This window comes from Streptomyces sp. NPDC048434, assembly GCF_043200375.1.
GTDB lineage: Bacteria > Actinomycetota > Actinomycetes > Streptomycetales > Streptomycetaceae > Streptomyces.
On record NZ_JBICXQ010000002.1, the window covers coordinates 133,966 to 148,607 of the forward strand.

Sequence of the window (14,642 nt, forward strand, 5' to 3'; positions counted from 1 at the left end):
CAGATCCATGACACACCAGGATCCCATGCGGGTTCCGGCGGGCACCGTGGACCCACGCACCGGGCTCCGGCCCATATTTCGGCGAGGTTACGCCACCTCCTGCGCCCGACCCCTCGCCCATGACCAGGAGTTTGCCGGACCCCGGCGAGACTTCCGCCACCCGCACTGTGCCGACAGCAAATCCCGCATGCCGGAACCCTTGTTCCAATTCTGGGGCGGCCCTAAGGTCAGGCCACCCCGGGGACAGCTCAGCGAGCAGGACACACACGTACCGAAGTGCGGAAAGCAGGCGAGCGGGTTGGCGAACGAGCAGCAGGACCACGGCGTCCCCCCGGGCGAACGGCCGGACCCAGGACCCGGGATGAGCAGATTCCGACGACGGAGGTTTCTGGTCGGCATGGGCCTGACCGGCGCAGGCGGGCTCCTCGGCGGATCGGGCATCGGAGGTACGGAAGTGGCCACGGCCGACAGCCCCCACGGCAAGGCCGCCCCACGGCCCGGACAGTTCCACGGCAGACAACAACTGCTGGTTCCCGAGTTGCTGCTGCTGCCGGACGGGCCGGTACGCCATCAGGCCGTCCTCGTCCGCGACGGAAAGTTCCGCACGATCGGACCGGCCGAACAGCTCATCGCCGCGCACCGCGACGTACAACCGGTGCGACTGGACGGCCACTTGCTCATGCCCGGGTTCGTGGACGCGCACCACCATCTGACCCAGAGCTTCGGCAAGGCCCAGTCCTTCGGCCAGCCCTCGGAGATCTTCAAGACCATATGGGAGCCGCTGGAACATGCGCTGGACGAGGAGAGCGCCTACGTCTCGGCGAAGCTGGCCGCGCTGGAGGCCCTTCGCGGCGGCTTCACCACGGTCGCCGACGCCGGGACCCGTGCCCCCGTGGACGTCCGGGTGGTGGCGCAGGCCACGGAGGAAGCCGGTATCCGGTGCGTACTGTCCAAGATCGTCTCTACCGGCGAGGGCGGGCCTGCGCATCTGGGGCGGTGGGACGGCCATCCGCTGATCCATCCCTCGCTGGCCATCGCCGTCCCCGAGGACGCACCCGGCCAGGTCATCAAGAAGACCGCCGACCTGTGCACCGAGGCAGGCGCGGTGCTGCAGATCCATGTGAACGAGCATCTCGCCTCCGTGGAACGCTCATTGAAGAGCGTCGGCCGCCGCCCGGTGGAACATCTGCACCACATCGGCGCGCTCGGCCCGCACACCCTGGGCGCGCACGCCACCCTCCTCACCCCTTCGGAGATGCGGCTGCTGGCCGACTCCGGCGCGGCGATCAGCTACAACCCGGTGGCCAGCGCCTGGAAGGGCAACGGCGTCACGCACGCCACCCTGCTCGCCGCGATGGGCGTGCGCTTCGGCATGGGCACCGACGGCACCCGCGGTGACGGCTTCCGGCTGATCGACGCCGCGGAGACGGCACAACGGCTGGCGTACGGCATGGCCTCGGGCGACTCGTCCTGCGGCGCCGGCCGGATGTGGCTGGAGCACGCCACCTCGCGCAGCGCCGATGCGCTCGGACTGGGCAAGGTGACCGGCGAGATCGCGGTCGGCAAGGCCGCCGACTTCCTCGTCGTGGACCTCGATGTCCCCGAACTCACGCCCTCCTACGACCTGCGCTGGGAACTCGTCCGCCTCGCGCACCGCGACCAGATCGCCGCAGTCGTCGTAGGCGGCACGCTACGCCTGTGGCACGGCTGGCCACCGGACTGGGACGGCCACGCCCTGGTGTCCCGGGCCGCGCAGCTGGGCCCGGAGGTCGTCCGCCGGGCGGGGCTGCGCCGCGTGGAGCCGGCCTAGTGCGGCAGCGTCAGTCGGTGTGACCGGTGGCCGGGCCGCTCGTCCGGGCCGGAAAAGCCTTTGACGCCGACGGTGTCCGGGGATCGGATGACACCCCATGAGCACAGGGCAGATGCATCCGGGCCGGCAACCCCTCGACGACGACCTGGTACGGCGGCTGATCGCCGGGCAACTCCCGTAGTGGGCGGGGCTTTCGGTGGAGCGGCTGCCGTCCGGCGGCACGGTCAACGCCGTGTACCGGCTGGGCGACGGCATGGTCGTGCGGCTGCCGCTGGCGAAGGGCGGCGCCCAGGACGTATCGATGGAGCAGGAGTGGCTGCCCCGCCTCGCGTCCCGGCTGCCCACGGCCATCCCCGAGGTGCTCGGGGCCGGGGCCGGAGGACGAACCCGGCGATGGCGCACAACGCCCGGCACGTGATCCGGGCGGTGCTGGGAGAGGGCTGAGCCCTTCCCCCGCGGCGACGCCGGCGCGCCGGGCCCCCCTGGCCGGCCGCCGTGACTGCGGCTGCGGTCCGAGGCCCCCGGCCGCCACACCCGGCCGGCCCCTCCCGGCCCCGCTCCCCGCCCACCCGCGGTATCGCTACCGTGAGGCGACCGCGACGGAGATGTACCGGTAGGAACCGGGAAGAATCGGGAGGCCCAGTGACCAACAAGGCCGCGCCCTTCGACGACCTCGACCGCAAGATCGTTGCGGCGTTGATCGACAACGGCCGGGCGAGCTTTGCGGAGATCGGTGCGGCGGTCGGGCTGTCGTCCACCGCGGTGAAGCGGCGGGTGGACCGGATGCGGGAGAACAACGTGATCACGGGGTTCACCGCCACCGTCCGGCCGGCCGCCCTGGGCTGGCTGACCGAGGCGTATGTCGAGGTGTACTGCGACAGTGCGGCGCCGCCCCGGCGGCTCGCGGAGGTCGTGCGCAACCATCCGGAGATCGCCGCGGCGATGACCGTGACCGGTGGCGCCGATGCGCTGCTGCACGTACGGGCGACCGATGTCGAGCACTTCGAGGAGGTGCTCGAACGCATCAGGGCCGAGCCGTTCATCCGCAAGACGATCAGTTACATGGTGCTGTCCCATCTCCTGCCGGACAGCCCGGAGGCGGGCGCCACCCCGTCCTCGGGAGGAACCCCCCACTGACGCGGGGCGGCAGCGCGGCCCCCACCGAAGCGGCGACGACCGGCCGGCCCCTTGCCGGAGCAAGGGCGACGGGGCGGAAACCCTCCCCACCGGCGCAGCAAGGCGCAGCAAGGCGCAGCAATCCATCGTCCATCGTCATTTCTCCGCAGCATTCCTGCGCTGATGAGCAGCATTTGTTGCTTGTGGCCCGAATCCTTCGCTCCTTACCTTGGAAGCAACCCGGGTGACCCTCAGTGACAGCCGGGCACCCCGCAAGCCCGTAGGAAGCGAAGGGATCGTCCCGTGCCGATGAGTCGTGTATCGCGCCCCCGGCGCTATCTGGTCTGCGAGCCCAGACACTTCGATGTGCGTTACGCGATCAATCCGTGGATGAGTGCGGACGCAGCGGTGGATACCGCCCTCGCGGGGCGCCAGTGGGAGGCGCTGATGGGCGCCTACCGCGACCACGGGCACACGGTGGAGACCGTGCCCCCGGTGGCCACGCTTCCCGACATGGTGTTCGCGGCGAACTCCGCGCTCGTCGTGGGCGGCCGGGTCTTCGGCTCGTACTTCCACGCACCACAGCGGCGGCCGGAGTCCACGGAGTACGAGACCTGGTTCAAGGCGGCCGGGTACGACGTCTACCGGCCCGAATCGCTGTGCGAGGGCGAGGGCGACCTCGTACCGGCCGGCCGCTACATCCTGGCGGGCACGGGCTTTCGCACCACACCGGCGGCACACCGCGAGGTGCAGGAGTTCTTCGGCGTCCCGACGATCGGCCTGCAGCTGGTGGACCCGTACTTCTACCACCTGGACACCGCGCTGTTCGTCCTGGAGGAGACGGCGGAGACGGCGGAGACGGGCGAGGCGAACATCGCCTACTACCCCGGGGCGTTCTCGACCGGCAGCCGTGAAGTGCTGCGGCGGCTGTTCCCCGAGGCGGTGCTCGCCACCCGGCACGACGCCATGGCCTTCGGCCTCAATTCCGTCTCCGACGGCCGCCATGTCTTCATCGCCCCGCAGGCGACCGGCCTCATCGGCCGGCTCAGCGCGCACGGCTATGTCCCCGTCCCCGTCGACCTCTCCGAGTTCCACAAGGCCGGCGGCGGCATCAAGTGCTGCACCCAGGAGATTCGCTCATGACCGCTCCCACCCGTACCGTCCCCGCGCAGGCTGCTCCCCGTTCGTCCGCGGAGCTGATCCAGGCCGAGGGCCCGGTCCTCGCGCACAACTACCACCCGCTGCCCGTGGTGGTCGCGCGCGCCGAAGGGGTGTGGGTCGAGGACGTCGAGGGGCGCCGCTACCTCGACATGCTGGCCGGCTACTCGGCGCTCAACTTCGGCCATCGCCACCCGGCCCTGATCGAGGCCGCGCACCGCCAGCTCGACCAGCTCACCCTCACCTCCCGTGCCTTCCACAACGACCGTCTCGCCGGTTTCGCCGAAGGCCTCGCCGAGCTGACCGGTCTGGACATGGTCCTGCCGATGAACACCGGCGCCGAGGCGGTGGAGAGCGGCATCAAGGTCGCCCGCAAGTGGGCGTACGACGTCAAGGGCGTCCCGGCGGACCGGGCGACGATCGTGGTGGCCGGCGGCAACTTCCACGGCCGGACGACCACCATCGTCGGCTTCTCCGACGACGACACGGCCCGCATCGGCTTCGGCCCCTTCGCCCCCGGCTTCCGCACCGTCCCCTACAACGATCTCGCCGCGCTCGAAGCGGCCGTGGACGAGACGACGGCCGCCGTGCTGATCGAGCCCATCCAGGGCGAGGCGGGCGTCGTCATCCCCGACGACGGCTATCTCACCGGCGTACGCGAACTGACCCGGCGGGCCGGGTGCCTGTTCATCGCCGATGAGATCCAGTCCGGGCTGGGCCGCACCGGCACCACCCTGGCGGTCGAGCACGAGTCCGTGGTTCCCGACGTCCTACTGCTCGGCAAGGCGCTCGGCGGCGGCATCGTCCCGGTCTCCGCGGTCGTCGCCCGCCGCGAGGTGCTCGGTGTGCTGGGCCCCGGCCAGCACGGCTCGACCTTCGGCGGCAACCCCCTTGCGGCCGCGGTCGGTTCGGCGGTCGTGAAGCTGCTCGCCACCGGAGAGTTCCAGCGCCGCGCCGCCGAGCTGGGCGCACAGCTGCGTACCGGACTGGCAGCGCTGACCGGCAAGGGCGTGACCGGCTTCCGCGCCCGCGGCCTGTGGGCCGGCGTCGACATCGACCCCGCGCTCGGCACCGGCCGGGAGATCAGCGAACGCCTCCTGAAGGAGGGCGTCCTGGTCAAGGACACCCATGGCTCGACGATCCGGCTCGCCCCGCCGCTGACCATCACCGCAGAGGAACTGCAGTCGGCGCTGGGCTGCCTGGAGCGGTCGCTGATCCGGTGACCTGACACGGGACCGCAGTACCGACGCGGCGTTGCACCACGGACGCGGCGTTGCCGTACCGACGCGGCAAGGTACTACCGACGCGGCATTGCCGCCCGGCAAGGACGGTGCAGACCGAGCGGGCGCACCGCCCCCACCGGAAAGAATGGCCCCCGACCCGGTAACCCCGGGCCGGGGGCCGCTCCCGTTGGCGCCCCCGCGGCGGGCGGCAGCGCACGACGCACGCCGCTCAGGCCTCGCGCGTCTTCGCGTAGTGGCGTGAGGCCTTCGCCCGGTTGCCGCAGGCCGCCATCGAGCACCAGCGGCGGGTGCCGTTCCGCGAGATGTCGAAGAAGTGCAGAATGCACGCGTCGTGCGCGCAGCGCCGGATCCGGTCGGGGGCGGCGCGCAGCAGGTCCAGGTAGTCACGGGCCGCCGTCCAGGCCGCGCCCCAGGACGGATCCTCGAACTCCGCCTCCTCGCCAGGGCCTTCGGCGGTCAGGGTGGCGCGGATCCGGCCGTGGTCGAGTACGGCGTTGACGCGCTCGATACCGGCCCTGTCGCCGGGGCTGTCGACGGCGGCGGCGAGCGCCTCGCGGGCGAGCAGCACATGCTCCAGTGCGGCGGCGCCGGCCGGAAAGCGGCCGTCGAGACCGTTGCTCGCGAGCCAGATGCGCAGCCCGTCGGGGTCGGCGAGCAGATCCTGGCGCCCGCCCTCGGCCATCCAGCGAGTGTTCAGCAGATCCAGCGAGACGGGCTCTCCGGTCAGGGGCCGCGGGTCGGTCGCGGGCTCGGTCGCAGACATCCCTGCCTCCTTCTCGTGTCCGTACCCCCGGCGGGCTAACCACTCAAGCGTACGTGATCGGTTGACCACTCCATTTCTAACCTCTAAAGTCAATCACAACAGTTAGATCGGGTGGATCGATCCAACGGAAAGGTGTCCGCCATGACGGCGACCAGCACACTGCGGCCCGGCCATACCGGCCTCAACGTCACCGACCTCGACCGCTCGCTCGGCTTCTACGCGGAGGTGCTCGGATTCGACGTGCTCGGGGAGGGCGACGAGGACGGCCGGCGCTTCGCCTTCCTGGGGCAGGACGGCGAGCTCACGCTCACCCTGTGGCAGCAGGCGGACGGCGCGTACGCCCCCCACCTGGCCGGGCTGCACCACCTGGCGTGGCAGGCCGGGACGATCGACGAGGTGAAGGCCTTCGAGGCCCGGCTCCGCGAGCGGGACGTCGACTTCGCGTACGACGGGGTCGTCGCCCACGGCGAGGGCGCGGCCTCCGGCGGGATCTTCTTCCACGACCCGGACGGCACCCGTCTGGAGATCTCCGTACCCACCGGCGCACTCGGCGCGCCCGCCCCGGCGGCGGCCGCACCGACCTGCGGATTCTTCTGAGGAGCTGAGGACCGTGGACCCGTACCACGAAGGCTCGCGCGCCGTGCAGGACCGCCTCGGCGTCCGCACGGCGGCCGACCACATCGGCCGCTCCATCGGGCCCGGCATCCGCGAGGTGGCCGCGGCCTTCCTCGGCCTGCAGCCGATGCTGGTGGTCGGCGCGGCGGACCGGGCCGGCCGGATGTGGAGCTCACTGCTCACCGGTGCGCCCGGTTTTGTACGGGCCACGGGCCCCGACCGGATCGCGGTCACGGGCGGCCTGCCCGACCACGACCCGCTCGCCGCGGCCCTCACGACCGAGGGGACCGAGGTCGGCACCATCGCCCTGGACCCGCGCACCCGCCGCCGAATGCGCCTCAACGGCACGGCCGCACCGACGGCCCGCGGATTCGTGGTGACGGCCGAGCAGGTCTTCTCCAACTGCCCGAAGTATCTGCAGAGGCGGCAACTCCAGGCGCCTGCCCCCACCCGGCCCGGCGCCGTACGCCGGGGCCGGGAACTCACCCCCGACCAGCTCACGCTCGTCCGCTCCGCCGACACCTTCTTCATCGCCACGGCGGCGGCCGACGGCGCCGACGCCAGCCACCGCGGCGGCAACCCCGGATTCGTCCGGGTGACCTCACCCACCGAACTGACCTGGCAGGACTACCCCGGCAACTCGATGTACCTGAGCCTGGGCAACCTTGAGAACGACCCGCGCGCCGGGCTGCTGTTCCTCGACTGGAGCACCGGCACCACGCTCCAGTTCACCGGCACCGCGCACACCACATTCGGCACCCACGGCCGCACCATCCGCTTCTCGATCGCCGAGTCCGTGGAGACCCCGCACGCCAGCCCTCTGCGCTGGTCCGCCCCCGAGTACTCGCCCGCCAACCCGCCCCTGCGGGACAGCGCATGAACCTGCCGGTGAGGAACGGCCGGTGTCGCGGCGGTGAGATACGTCCCGACCAGGCCAGGCTGGGCGGGGAAGCACCGGCAATCAGCAGGGAGAACGGCCGACCGTCCTCCCGCCACCGAGAGAGGGAGAACGTCATGGCCGCACGCCCACCGTTCCCGCCGTTCGACGAGCCGAGCGCGCTGCAGAAAGTACAGGCGGCCGAGGACGCCTGGAACACCCGCGACCCGGAGCGGATCGCCCTCGCCTACACCGAGGACTCGGTCTGGCGGAACCGCGACACCTTCCTCACCGGCCGCGACGAGATCGTCGCCTTCCTGCGCCAGAAGTGGAACCGCGAACTGGACTACGCGCTGCGCAAGGAGCTCTGGTCGTACAACGGCAACCGCATCGCGGTGCGCTTCCAGTACGAGTCCCATGACGCGGCCGGCCAGTGGTGGCGCAGCTACGGCAACGAGCTGTGGGAGTTCGACGAGGAGGGACTGATGCGACGCCGGGAGGCGGGCATCCACGATGTCGCGATCATCGGCGACGAACGGCGCATCTTCGGGCCCCGCCCGGAGGAGGAGCGGGGCCACGCCCTCCCGTTCCGCTGATCAGCCGGAGCCGGGCAGCTCCCCGTCCTTGAGGGCGGCGACGAAGGACGACCACGCGGGTATCCCGACGAGGAGGGCCGGGCCGTGCGGGTTCTTGGAGTCGCGGACGGGGATGCCGGAGGGGTGGTTGTCCAGGATCTCTACGCAGCTCCCCTCGGAAGAGCCGCTGTACGACGACTTGCGCCAACCGGTCAACGTCGCGGCGTTCGGAACGGTGTGCTCAGCCATGGTGTCCGTATTCCTTCGCTGTCGCCCTCATCAGGGCCAGTGACTCCGTCAGCGGCAGTGCGTCGCCTAGAGCGAGATCGTAGGCTCCCCGGAATTGTTCGACCATGGCTGGGTCGTCGTACACCTTGCCCGTACGCATGGCTTCGACATAGGCCACCGGAGGCTGGTCCGCAAACCACATCAGCGTGATCATGCCCTCCAGGAGCGGGTGCGCTCCCAGACCGAGCGGCAGCACGTGCACCCGTACGCGCTCGTCCTCAACAAGCCGGACCACGTGCATGATCTGCTCAGCCATGACATCTGTGCCACCGACAGGACGGCGCAGCACCGCCTCGTCCAGCAGCGCCCACACCACGGGCATCACCGGATCGGCAAGGATCTTCGCGCGCCCAAGCCGTGTGACGACGGCTTGGTCACGCTCCTTGTCGCTCAGGGGAGGGAATCCGACGCGCAGGACCGCCCGGGCGTACCTCTCCGTCTGAAGGATGCCAGGCATATAGGAGAGCGCGAACTCACGGATCATCGTGGCCTGTTGCTCGAACGACAGGGCTGCTTCGAAGTGAGCGCCGACGGGCCTGCCGTCCTCACCCGGGCGGAAGCTACTGAGCACATTCCCCGTGTTCAGAGCCATGTCCAACCGCCGCGCATCCTCCTTGGAAGGAACTCGCCGCCCCGCCTCGATATGCGCGATATGCGTGCGGGTCATCACCGCCGCGTCGGCCAACTGCTGTTGCGTCAGCCCCGCCGCTTCTCGCTGTTGCCTGAGCCAATCGCCGTAGGTGCTGCTCATATCGTCAACCCCCATGTGACCGAAAATTCGTCACCCTCCGTGCACTGGCGAGGCTACTCGCCGTTACACAACGCTAGGGCCGAAAGCAGCCAAGGCGCCCAGGAGTTGACGACGTGACCAACCAGAGCAACCCGGACGACACCCGGTGTCCCGGGCCAGGACTGCGCCTGTTGCCGTGGGAGACCCCCGCGGGCAACCCGTGCTACCTGAGCACCGACGACAGCGGCGGCTATCTCTCCCGTAAGGCCGACGAGATGGAGGCGGACCAGATGTGCGACGGTGCCGCCGTATTCGCCGAAGCGGAAGAGGTGTTGGACGACCCGACGGCCGGGCCGCTCACGCTCCGGGTGACGCTCAAGCAGACCACCCGCGCACTCGGCGACATGCTGCGCATCGCGACCAGCAGGGGCGGGCGACTGCCGGTACCGGACGACCTGGAAGCCGAGGGGTGACCGCGTCGGCCGTGATCAAGCGTGTGCGAATGTTTCGCTTCCCCGCATCATGGGAAAAAGGCGACAACCGAACTACTGGGCTGCCCATCCCTCCTCGGGGATGGGCAGCCCGCCGCGTTGTTGTGGCGCGTGGTCTGTGGTTGTGGTGCCCCGGAGCGGGATCTGGACGGCCCCCACCGAAGGGGTCCGCATGAGTACGATTCTTCAGTCGCCGATGCAGGAGCTGCTGCAGACAGCCACGTTCCCCGCCCAGGCGGGGCAGCTGAGCCGGGCGGCAATCCCGGCGAGCATCTTCCTGGCCGTCACATCGATCCCCGTCGGTAACAACCCGGTCGGGTTGGCGTTCGCCCCCAACGGCAACCTCTACGTCGCCAACTCCGGATCGGCCAATGTGTCGGTGATCGACGCCACCACGGACACCGTGATCGGTGGCCCGATCGGGGTCGGCGGTACGCCGGTCTGGCTGACGGTCGCCCCGAACGGCAACGCCTACGTCCCCAACAGCGGGTCGAACACGGTGTCGGTGATCAACACCGCCACCAACACCGTCGTCGGAGCCCCGATCGCCGTCGGCAACCAGCCGGCCGTGGTGGCGGTCGCCCCCAACGGCAACGCCTACGTCACCAACTTCGCCGGGAACACCGTGACGGTGATCAACACCGCCACCAACACCGTCGTCGGAGCCCCGATCGCCGTCGGCGCCCAGCCGGTCGGGATCGCGGTCGCCCCCAACGGCAACGCCTACGTGACCAACCGGGGATCGAACACCGTGACGGTGATCGACACCGCCACGAACGCCGTCGTCGGAGTCCCGATCGCCGTCGGCGCCCAGCCGAACTTCGTGGCGATCGCGCCGAACGGCAACGCCTACGTCGCCAACATCGGGTCGAACAACGTGACGGTGATCAACACCATCAGCAACACCGTCGTCGGCGCCCCGATCGCCGTCGGCAACCAGCCGTGGGGAATCGCGGTCGGCGCCGACGGGATGGCCTACACGGCCAACCGGGCGGCGAACAGCGTGACGGTGTTCGACACCGCCACCAACACCGTCGTCGGCGCCCCGGTCCCCGTCGGCGCCGGACCGATCGCCGTGGCGGTCGCCCCCAACAACAAGGTCTACGTCAGCAACATCAACGGGAACAACGTCAGCGTCATCCAATTCGACCCGACGCTGACCAGCATCAACCCCACCCAAGGGCCCATCGCGGGCGGCACGGTCGTCACGCTCACCGGCACCAACCTGACCGGCGCGAGCGTCGACGTCGGCGGCAACCCCGCCACCGGGGTCGTGGTCAACGCCACCGGCACCCAGCTCACCTTCGTCACCCCGCCCGGTGCGGCCGGTCCGGCCACCGTCACCGTCACCACCCCTGGTGGCAGTGCCAGCCTGGTGAACGGCTTCACCTACCTCCTCCCCGTCCACGCCACCTCGCTGACCGCGACGCCGGCGCTGACGAAACTGTTCCCGCCGCACGTGTACTTCCCGTTCCTGACCGCCACGCTGACCGACCAGGTCACCGGTCTGCCCGTGCCCGGCCAGACCATCGTGTTCAAAATCGGCAGCAACCTCCTGGGCCTCGGCACCACCGATGCCCAAGGCGTCGCCCGGTTCAACGAGACGCTCGTCCTGACGCTCATCCTCGCCAACGGCGGCTATGACGTCGAGTTCGCCGGCGCGACCACCCCGTCAGCGATCCTGTCGCCGTCCAGCGCGCACGCGGGAGTCATCGAACCCTGACCCCGCCCGGTCATCACCGACCCCGGCGGCACCGGCGGGCCGCCCAACTACCCCCGCCACGCCGCGCCCGAGCAGCCGCCGGGTCACCAGGACGGCACCCCACCCTTCCGTGCGCTCCGAGAGGAGGAGCGCACGAAATGGACCGCTGCCCAGGGTGGCGCGCAGCCCCGTCACCCGCCCGCCGACGCCTCACCAATGACGGCCACGCCCTCCGTGATCTCGCCCGGTGTGCGGGCGGCATAGCCGAGCACCAGGCCAGGCGGACACGGGCGTTGGCTGTGCCAGGACAGCGGCTGGACCTTGACGCCGCGGGCGAGTGCGGCCGCGGCCAGGTCCGTGTCGGAGCCACGGAAGCCCTCCGGCGCGAAGCTGATCGTCAGATGCAGGCCCGCCGCGGCACCGTGCACGGTCGCGCCCGGCAGCCGGGCCCGGATCGCCGCGATCATGGCGTCCCGGCGCTGCCGATGGCGGCGGCGCAGCAGCATCCGGCCGCGGACGGCGACGGGACCTTCCACTACACCTTCTTCAAGGCCGTGGCGGTCAATCCGGTGTCGTAGGGCTGCCTACGGGGCGCCCAGCGGAGCGACGGCGGACTCCTCGGGAGCCGTGCCCCCTGCGCACTGCTGCAGCGCGGGCAGCTTCTCCGTTGTCGCGGCGTCGGCCGGCAGGCAGGCGAACAGCTTGACGCCGGGGGCGTCCAGCGCCGCCAGCTTCACATAGTCGAAGGTCAGCGCCCCGACCCGGGGGTGGCAAAACCTTCTGCGCGTGGTGCCGAACTCCGCGATGTCGTGCGCCTCCCACCAGGTCCGGAACTCCGCGCTCGCCTCCCGCAGCCCGCCGGTGAGCTGTTCGTAGCGCGGGTCCCCCGAGCGCTGCCGGGCATCGGCCCGGAACTGGGCGATCAGATCCCGCGCCTGCCCCTCCCAGTCCACCAGCAGCGAGCGAATCGCCGGATCCGTGAACACCAGCCACAGCAGATTGCGTTCGTCCGGCTCCAGCTGCCCGGGATCACCGATCAGTCCCGCCTCGGCGCGGTTCCAGCCCACCAGGTCCCAGTTGGCGTCGAGGAGGTATGCGGGGTGCGGTTCGAGCGCATCGAGCAGCCGTTGCAGGGCGGGGCCGGGACCGCGGCCCGGAGGCCGCTCCGGCAACGGCACCCCGGCCAGCGCGAACAGATGCCGTCGCTCGGCCGAACTGAGCATCAGCGCACGCGACAGGCTCGTGAGGACCTGTCTGCTGACGGTGATGTCGCGCGCCTGCTCCAGCCAGGTGTACCAGGTCACGCTGACCCCGGAGAGCTGGGCGACCTCTTCGCGCCGCAGCCCCGGGGTGCGGCGCCGCGGGCCCGCGATGATGCCCGCCTCCTGGGGCGTGAGCCGCTCCCGGCGCGAGCGCAGGAACTCCGCGAGACTCCGCCGCCGTTGCAGGTCAGCCATCGATGCTCCCGTTTCGCCGCGGGTCGCGGGGTGCCGACCGTGGGTGCCGGCCGGGGGTACGGACCGCCGGGGGTGCGTCCTGGCCCGGCCCGGACAGCGGTGTGGTGAGGGGTAGTTGGGGGTGGTGGGGACACCAGCATAATCGGTCTCTGTATGTCCGGCCGGGGCCGACCGACGCTTGCCGCATGACCCAGACCCCACCCTCAGGTACCGGCGGGCGGCAGGCCGCGCCGGTGCGGACGACCCCGCCGGAGGCCGGTCAGCGGGCCGGTCGGCACGCCGGTCGCCGAGCCCGTTCGCAGGCCGGCCTTCCGGCTCGTCCGCAGGCCGGTCCGCAGCCCCGTCCGCAGGCTCCCGCGGCCGGCGGCGCAGCGCCGTGGCGGGCCCTGGCCCTCGTGCTGGTCGGGGCGTTCATGGCCGTGCTCGACACCTTCATCGTGCTGGTCGCCGCCCCCGCCATCCAGGCCGATCTGCACGCCTCCGCCGCCGATGTCCAGCTGATCCTGGCGGGCTACCAGCTCACCTACGCCATGGCCCTGATCACCGGCGCACGCCTCGGCGACCGCTTCGGCCGCAAGCGGCTGTTCATGACCGGGATGGCGCTGTTCACCCTGTCCTCCGTGGGATGTGCGCTCGCGCCCGGGTCCGGCAGTCTGATCGCCGCGCGACTGGTCCAGGGCCTCAGCGCGGCCGCGATGTTTCCGCAGGTCTTCGCGGTGATCCAGGTGCTGATCCCGGCCGGCAAGCGCCCGAAGGCGTTCGGCGCGCTCGGCGCGGTCATCGGCATGGCCACCATGTCCGGCCAATTGATCGGGGGTGTGCTGATCTCCGCCGATCTCTTCGGCTCCTCGTGGCGGCCGGTGTTCTGGGTCAATGTGCCCGTCGGTGTGGTGACGCTGCTGCTCGCCGGGGTGTTCCTGCCCGAGACGCGGGCACCGGAGGCCCGGCGGCTCGATCTGCCCGGTGCGACGGTGCTGACCGTGGCGCTCTTTCTGCTCGTGGTGCCGCTGGTCGAGGGCCGCTCGTACGGCTGGCCGCTGTGGACCTGGCTCTGCCTGGCCGGCAGCGTGCCGGCGTTCGCGGGGTTCTGTCTGGTGGAGCGGCGGGTGGCAGCCGCGGGCGGCACCCCGCTCGTCCGGCTGGGGCTGCTGGCCGAGCGACCGTTCGCGGTCGGGACGACCCTGGTCGTCCTCACCTATGCGGGCATCAACTCCTTGTTCCTCGTCCTGTCGCTGACCTTGCAGGACGGTCTGGGGAGGGACGCGCTCGGCGCCGGCCTGGTCTACACACCGTTCGCCGTCGCTTTCTTCGCCGCCAGTCTCATCGCCGGCCGGCTGGCCCGTTACGGCCGCCACGTGCTGCAGCTCGGCGCCCTGACCGGCGCCGTGGGCTTCCTCGCAACCATCGCGCTGATCCTCAACGCCGGTGCCACGCTGACCGCCTGGGAGCTGGTGCCGACCCTGCTGTTGGTGGGCGGGGGCAACGGTCTGCTGGTCACCCCGCTGCTGAACGCGGTGCTCGGCAACGTCGGCCCCGAGGAAGTGGGCATGGCATCCGGGGTGCTGTCCACCGGTCAGCAGATCGGCGGTGCGGTCGGTGTGGCACTCGTCGGCATCCTCTATTACGGCGTGCTCGACGGTGCCGCGCAGCACGACACCGGCGCGTACGGGCAGGCGCTGGCGGCCGCGTTGGTCCTCAACGTCGTGCTGGCCGCCGCGGTCTCGGCGCTGCTGCCGTTCCTTCCGGAGGCCGCCGGACGCCGGGCGTAGGCACCGGCGGCGTCCGCCCTTCTGCACGGCCGGTTTCCCGCACCCTC

General features: G+C 70.9%; 14 protein-coding genes and 2 pseudogenes. 11 read left to right on the forward strand and 5 right to left on the reverse strand.

Annotation, left to right across the window (positions count from 1 at the left end; genetic code table 11):
* Positions 1 to 361: 361 nt before the first annotated feature.
* The 5 genes and pseudogenes from ACGFWI_RS02860 to rocD all read left to right on the forward strand — a co-directional run bounded on the left by ACGFWI_RS02860 (position 362) and on the right by rocD (position 5,307).
* Complete coding sequence (locus ACGFWI_RS02860) at positions 362 to 1,810, forward strand: amidohydrolase family protein (RefSeq protein ID WP_393904112.1); 1,449 nt, start codon at positions 362 to 364, stop codon at positions 1,808 to 1,810.
* Between the two features lie 97 nt (positions 1,811 to 1,907).
* Positions 1,908 to 2,207, forward strand: a pseudogene (locus tag ACGFWI_RS02865) (phosphotransferase); the annotation flags it as partial.
* Between the two features lie 245 nt (positions 2,208 to 2,452).
* The gene (locus tag ACGFWI_RS02870) at positions 2,453 to 2,947 is read left to right on the forward strand and encodes an Lrp/AsnC family transcriptional regulator (protein ID WP_393904113.1); all 495 of its coding nucleotides are present in this window, start codon (positions 2,453 to 2,455) and stop codon (positions 2,945 to 2,947) included.
* A 288-nt stretch (positions 2,948 to 3,235) separates the two neighbouring features.
* Positions 3,236 to 4,069: a dimethylargininase gene (gene ddaH / locus ACGFWI_RS02875; RefSeq protein WP_393904114.1), complete on the forward strand. Its 834-nt coding sequence runs from the start codon at positions 3,236 to 3,238 to the stop codon at positions 4,067 to 4,069.
* Complete coding sequence (gene rocD, locus ACGFWI_RS02880) at positions 4,066 to 5,307, forward strand: ornithine--oxo-acid transaminase (protein ID WP_393904115.1); 1,242 nt, start codon at positions 4,066 to 4,068, stop codon at positions 5,305 to 5,307. The genes ddaH and rocD overlap by 4 nt, the downstream gene beginning before the upstream one ends.
* A 229-nt stretch (positions 5,308 to 5,536) precedes the next feature.
* On the opposite strand, the gene ACGFWI_RS02885 is transcribed toward rocD, so the two are convergent.
* On the reverse strand, positions 5,537 to 6,091 hold the full coding sequence (locus ACGFWI_RS02885) for a CGNR zinc finger domain-containing protein (protein ID WP_393904116.1): 555 nt from the start codon (positions 6,089 to 6,091) through the stop codon (positions 5,537 to 5,539).
* Between the two features lie 141 nt (positions 6,092 to 6,232).
* Here ACGFWI_RS02885 and ACGFWI_RS02890 point away from each other — a divergent pair, with 141 nt between their 5' ends.
* The 3 genes from ACGFWI_RS02890 to ACGFWI_RS02900 all read left to right on the forward strand — a co-directional run bounded on the left by ACGFWI_RS02890 (position 6,233) and on the right by ACGFWI_RS02900 (position 8,179).
* Entirely contained in the window at positions 6,233 to 6,688 is a 456-nt protein-coding gene (locus tag ACGFWI_RS02890; protein WP_393904117.1) for a VOC family protein, read from the forward strand.
* A 13-nt stretch (positions 6,689 to 6,701) separates the two neighbouring features.
* Entirely contained in the window at positions 6,702 to 7,586 is an 885-nt protein-coding gene (locus ACGFWI_RS02895; RefSeq protein WP_393904118.1) for a pyridoxamine 5'-phosphate oxidase family protein, read from the forward strand.
* Positions 7,587 to 7,720: 134 nt separating this feature from the next.
* A complete protein-coding gene (locus ACGFWI_RS02900) occupies positions 7,721 to 8,179 on the forward strand; it encodes a nuclear transport factor 2 family protein (RefSeq protein WP_393904119.1) in 459 nt (152 codons plus the stop codon).
* Here the strand turns inward: ACGFWI_RS02900 and ACGFWI_RS02905 are convergent, their stop codons facing one another.
* Positions 8,180 to 8,407 carry a DUF397 domain-containing protein gene (locus ACGFWI_RS02905; protein ID WP_393904120.1) on the reverse strand — a complete coding sequence of 76 codons (228 nt, stop codon included), beginning with the start codon at positions 8,405 to 8,407 and terminating at the stop codon, positions 8,180 to 8,182.
* Complete coding sequence (locus ACGFWI_RS02910; RefSeq protein ID WP_393904121.1) at positions 8,400 to 9,197, reverse strand: Scr1 family TA system antitoxin-like transcriptional regulator; 798 nt, start codon at positions 9,195 to 9,197, stop codon at positions 8,400 to 8,402. Before ACGFWI_RS02910 ends, ACGFWI_RS02905 begins: the two co-directional genes overlap by 8 nt.
* A gap of 113 nt (positions 9,198 to 9,310) precedes the next feature.
* On the opposite strand from ACGFWI_RS02910, the gene ACGFWI_RS02915 reads away from it, so the two are divergent.
* Positions 9,311 to 9,649 carry a hypothetical protein gene (locus ACGFWI_RS02915; protein ID WP_393904122.1) on the forward strand — a complete coding sequence of 113 codons (339 nt, stop codon included), beginning with the start codon at positions 9,311 to 9,313 and terminating at the stop codon, positions 9,647 to 9,649.
* Between the two features lie 190 nt (positions 9,650 to 9,839).
* Positions 9,840 to 11,390 (forward strand): IPT/TIG domain-containing protein, encoded by a 1,551-nt coding sequence (locus ACGFWI_RS02920; protein WP_393904123.1) that lies wholly within the window; start codon positions 9,840 to 9,842, stop codon positions 11,388 to 11,390.
* A gap of 170 nt (positions 11,391 to 11,560) precedes the next feature.
* Here the strand turns inward: ACGFWI_RS02920 and ACGFWI_RS02925 are convergent.
* A pseudogene (locus tag ACGFWI_RS02925) lies at positions 11,561 to 11,872 on the reverse strand (PLP-dependent aminotransferase family protein); the annotation flags it as partial.
* A gap of 81 nt (positions 11,873 to 11,953) precedes the next feature.
* Positions 11,954 to 12,826, reverse strand: coding sequence for a helix-turn-helix transcriptional regulator (locus ACGFWI_RS02930; RefSeq protein WP_393904124.1), 873 nt, complete (start codon positions 12,824 to 12,826; stop codon positions 11,954 to 11,956).
* Positions 12,827 to 13,011: 185 nt separating this feature from the next.
* Between ACGFWI_RS02930 and ACGFWI_RS02935 the strand changes: the two genes are divergently transcribed.
* Positions 13,012 to 14,595 (forward strand): MFS transporter, encoded by a 1,584-nt coding sequence (locus ACGFWI_RS02935; protein ID WP_393904125.1) that lies wholly within the window; start codon positions 13,012 to 13,014, stop codon positions 14,593 to 14,595.
* The last annotated feature ends 47 nt before the right edge of the window (positions 14,596 to 14,642 follow it).

What these genes read in the sequence shown, in the direction of transcription:
- ACGFWI_RS02860 (WP_393904112.1), top strand. Translation starts at nt 362, where the DNA reads ATGAGCAGATTCCGACGACGGAGGTTTCTGGTCGGCATGGGCCTGACC.
- ddaH (WP_393904114.1), top strand. Translation starts at nt 3,236, where the DNA reads ATGAGTCGTGTATCGCGCCCCCGGCGCTATCTGGTCTGCGAGCCCAGA.
- rocD (WP_393904115.1), top strand. Translation starts at nt 4,066, where the DNA reads ATGACCGCTCCCACCCGTACCGTCCCCGCGCAGGCTGCTCCCCGTTCG.
- ACGFWI_RS02885 (WP_393904116.1), bottom strand. Translation starts at nt 6,091, where the DNA reads ATGTCTGCGACCGAGCCCGCGACCGACCCGCGGCCCCTGACCGGAGAG.
- ACGFWI_RS02890 (WP_393904117.1), top strand. Translation starts at nt 6,233, where the DNA reads ATGACGGCGACCAGCACACTGCGGCCCGGCCATACCGGCCTCAACGTC.
- ACGFWI_RS02900 (WP_393904119.1), top strand. Translation starts at nt 7,721, where the DNA reads ATGGCCGCACGCCCACCGTTCCCGCCGTTCGACGAGCCGAGCGCGCTG.
- ACGFWI_RS02905 (WP_393904120.1), bottom strand. Translation starts at nt 8,407, where the DNA reads ATGGCTGAGCACACCGTTCCGAACGCCGCGACGTTGACCGGTTGGCGC.
- ACGFWI_RS02910 (WP_393904121.1), bottom strand. Translation starts at nt 9,197, where the DNA reads ATGAGCAGCACCTACGGCGATTGGCTCAGGCAACAGCGAGAAGCGGCG.
- ACGFWI_RS02920 (WP_393904123.1), top strand. Translation starts at nt 9,840, where the DNA reads ATGAGTACGATTCTTCAGTCGCCGATGCAGGAGCTGCTGCAGACAGCC.
- ACGFWI_RS02930 (WP_393904124.1), bottom strand. Translation starts at nt 12,826, where the DNA reads ATGGCTGACCTGCAACGGCGGCGGAGTCTCGCGGAGTTCCTGCGCTCG.
- ACGFWI_RS02935 (WP_393904125.1), top strand. Translation starts at nt 13,012, where the DNA reads ATGACCCAGACCCCACCCTCAGGTACCGGCGGGCGGCAGGCCGCGCCG.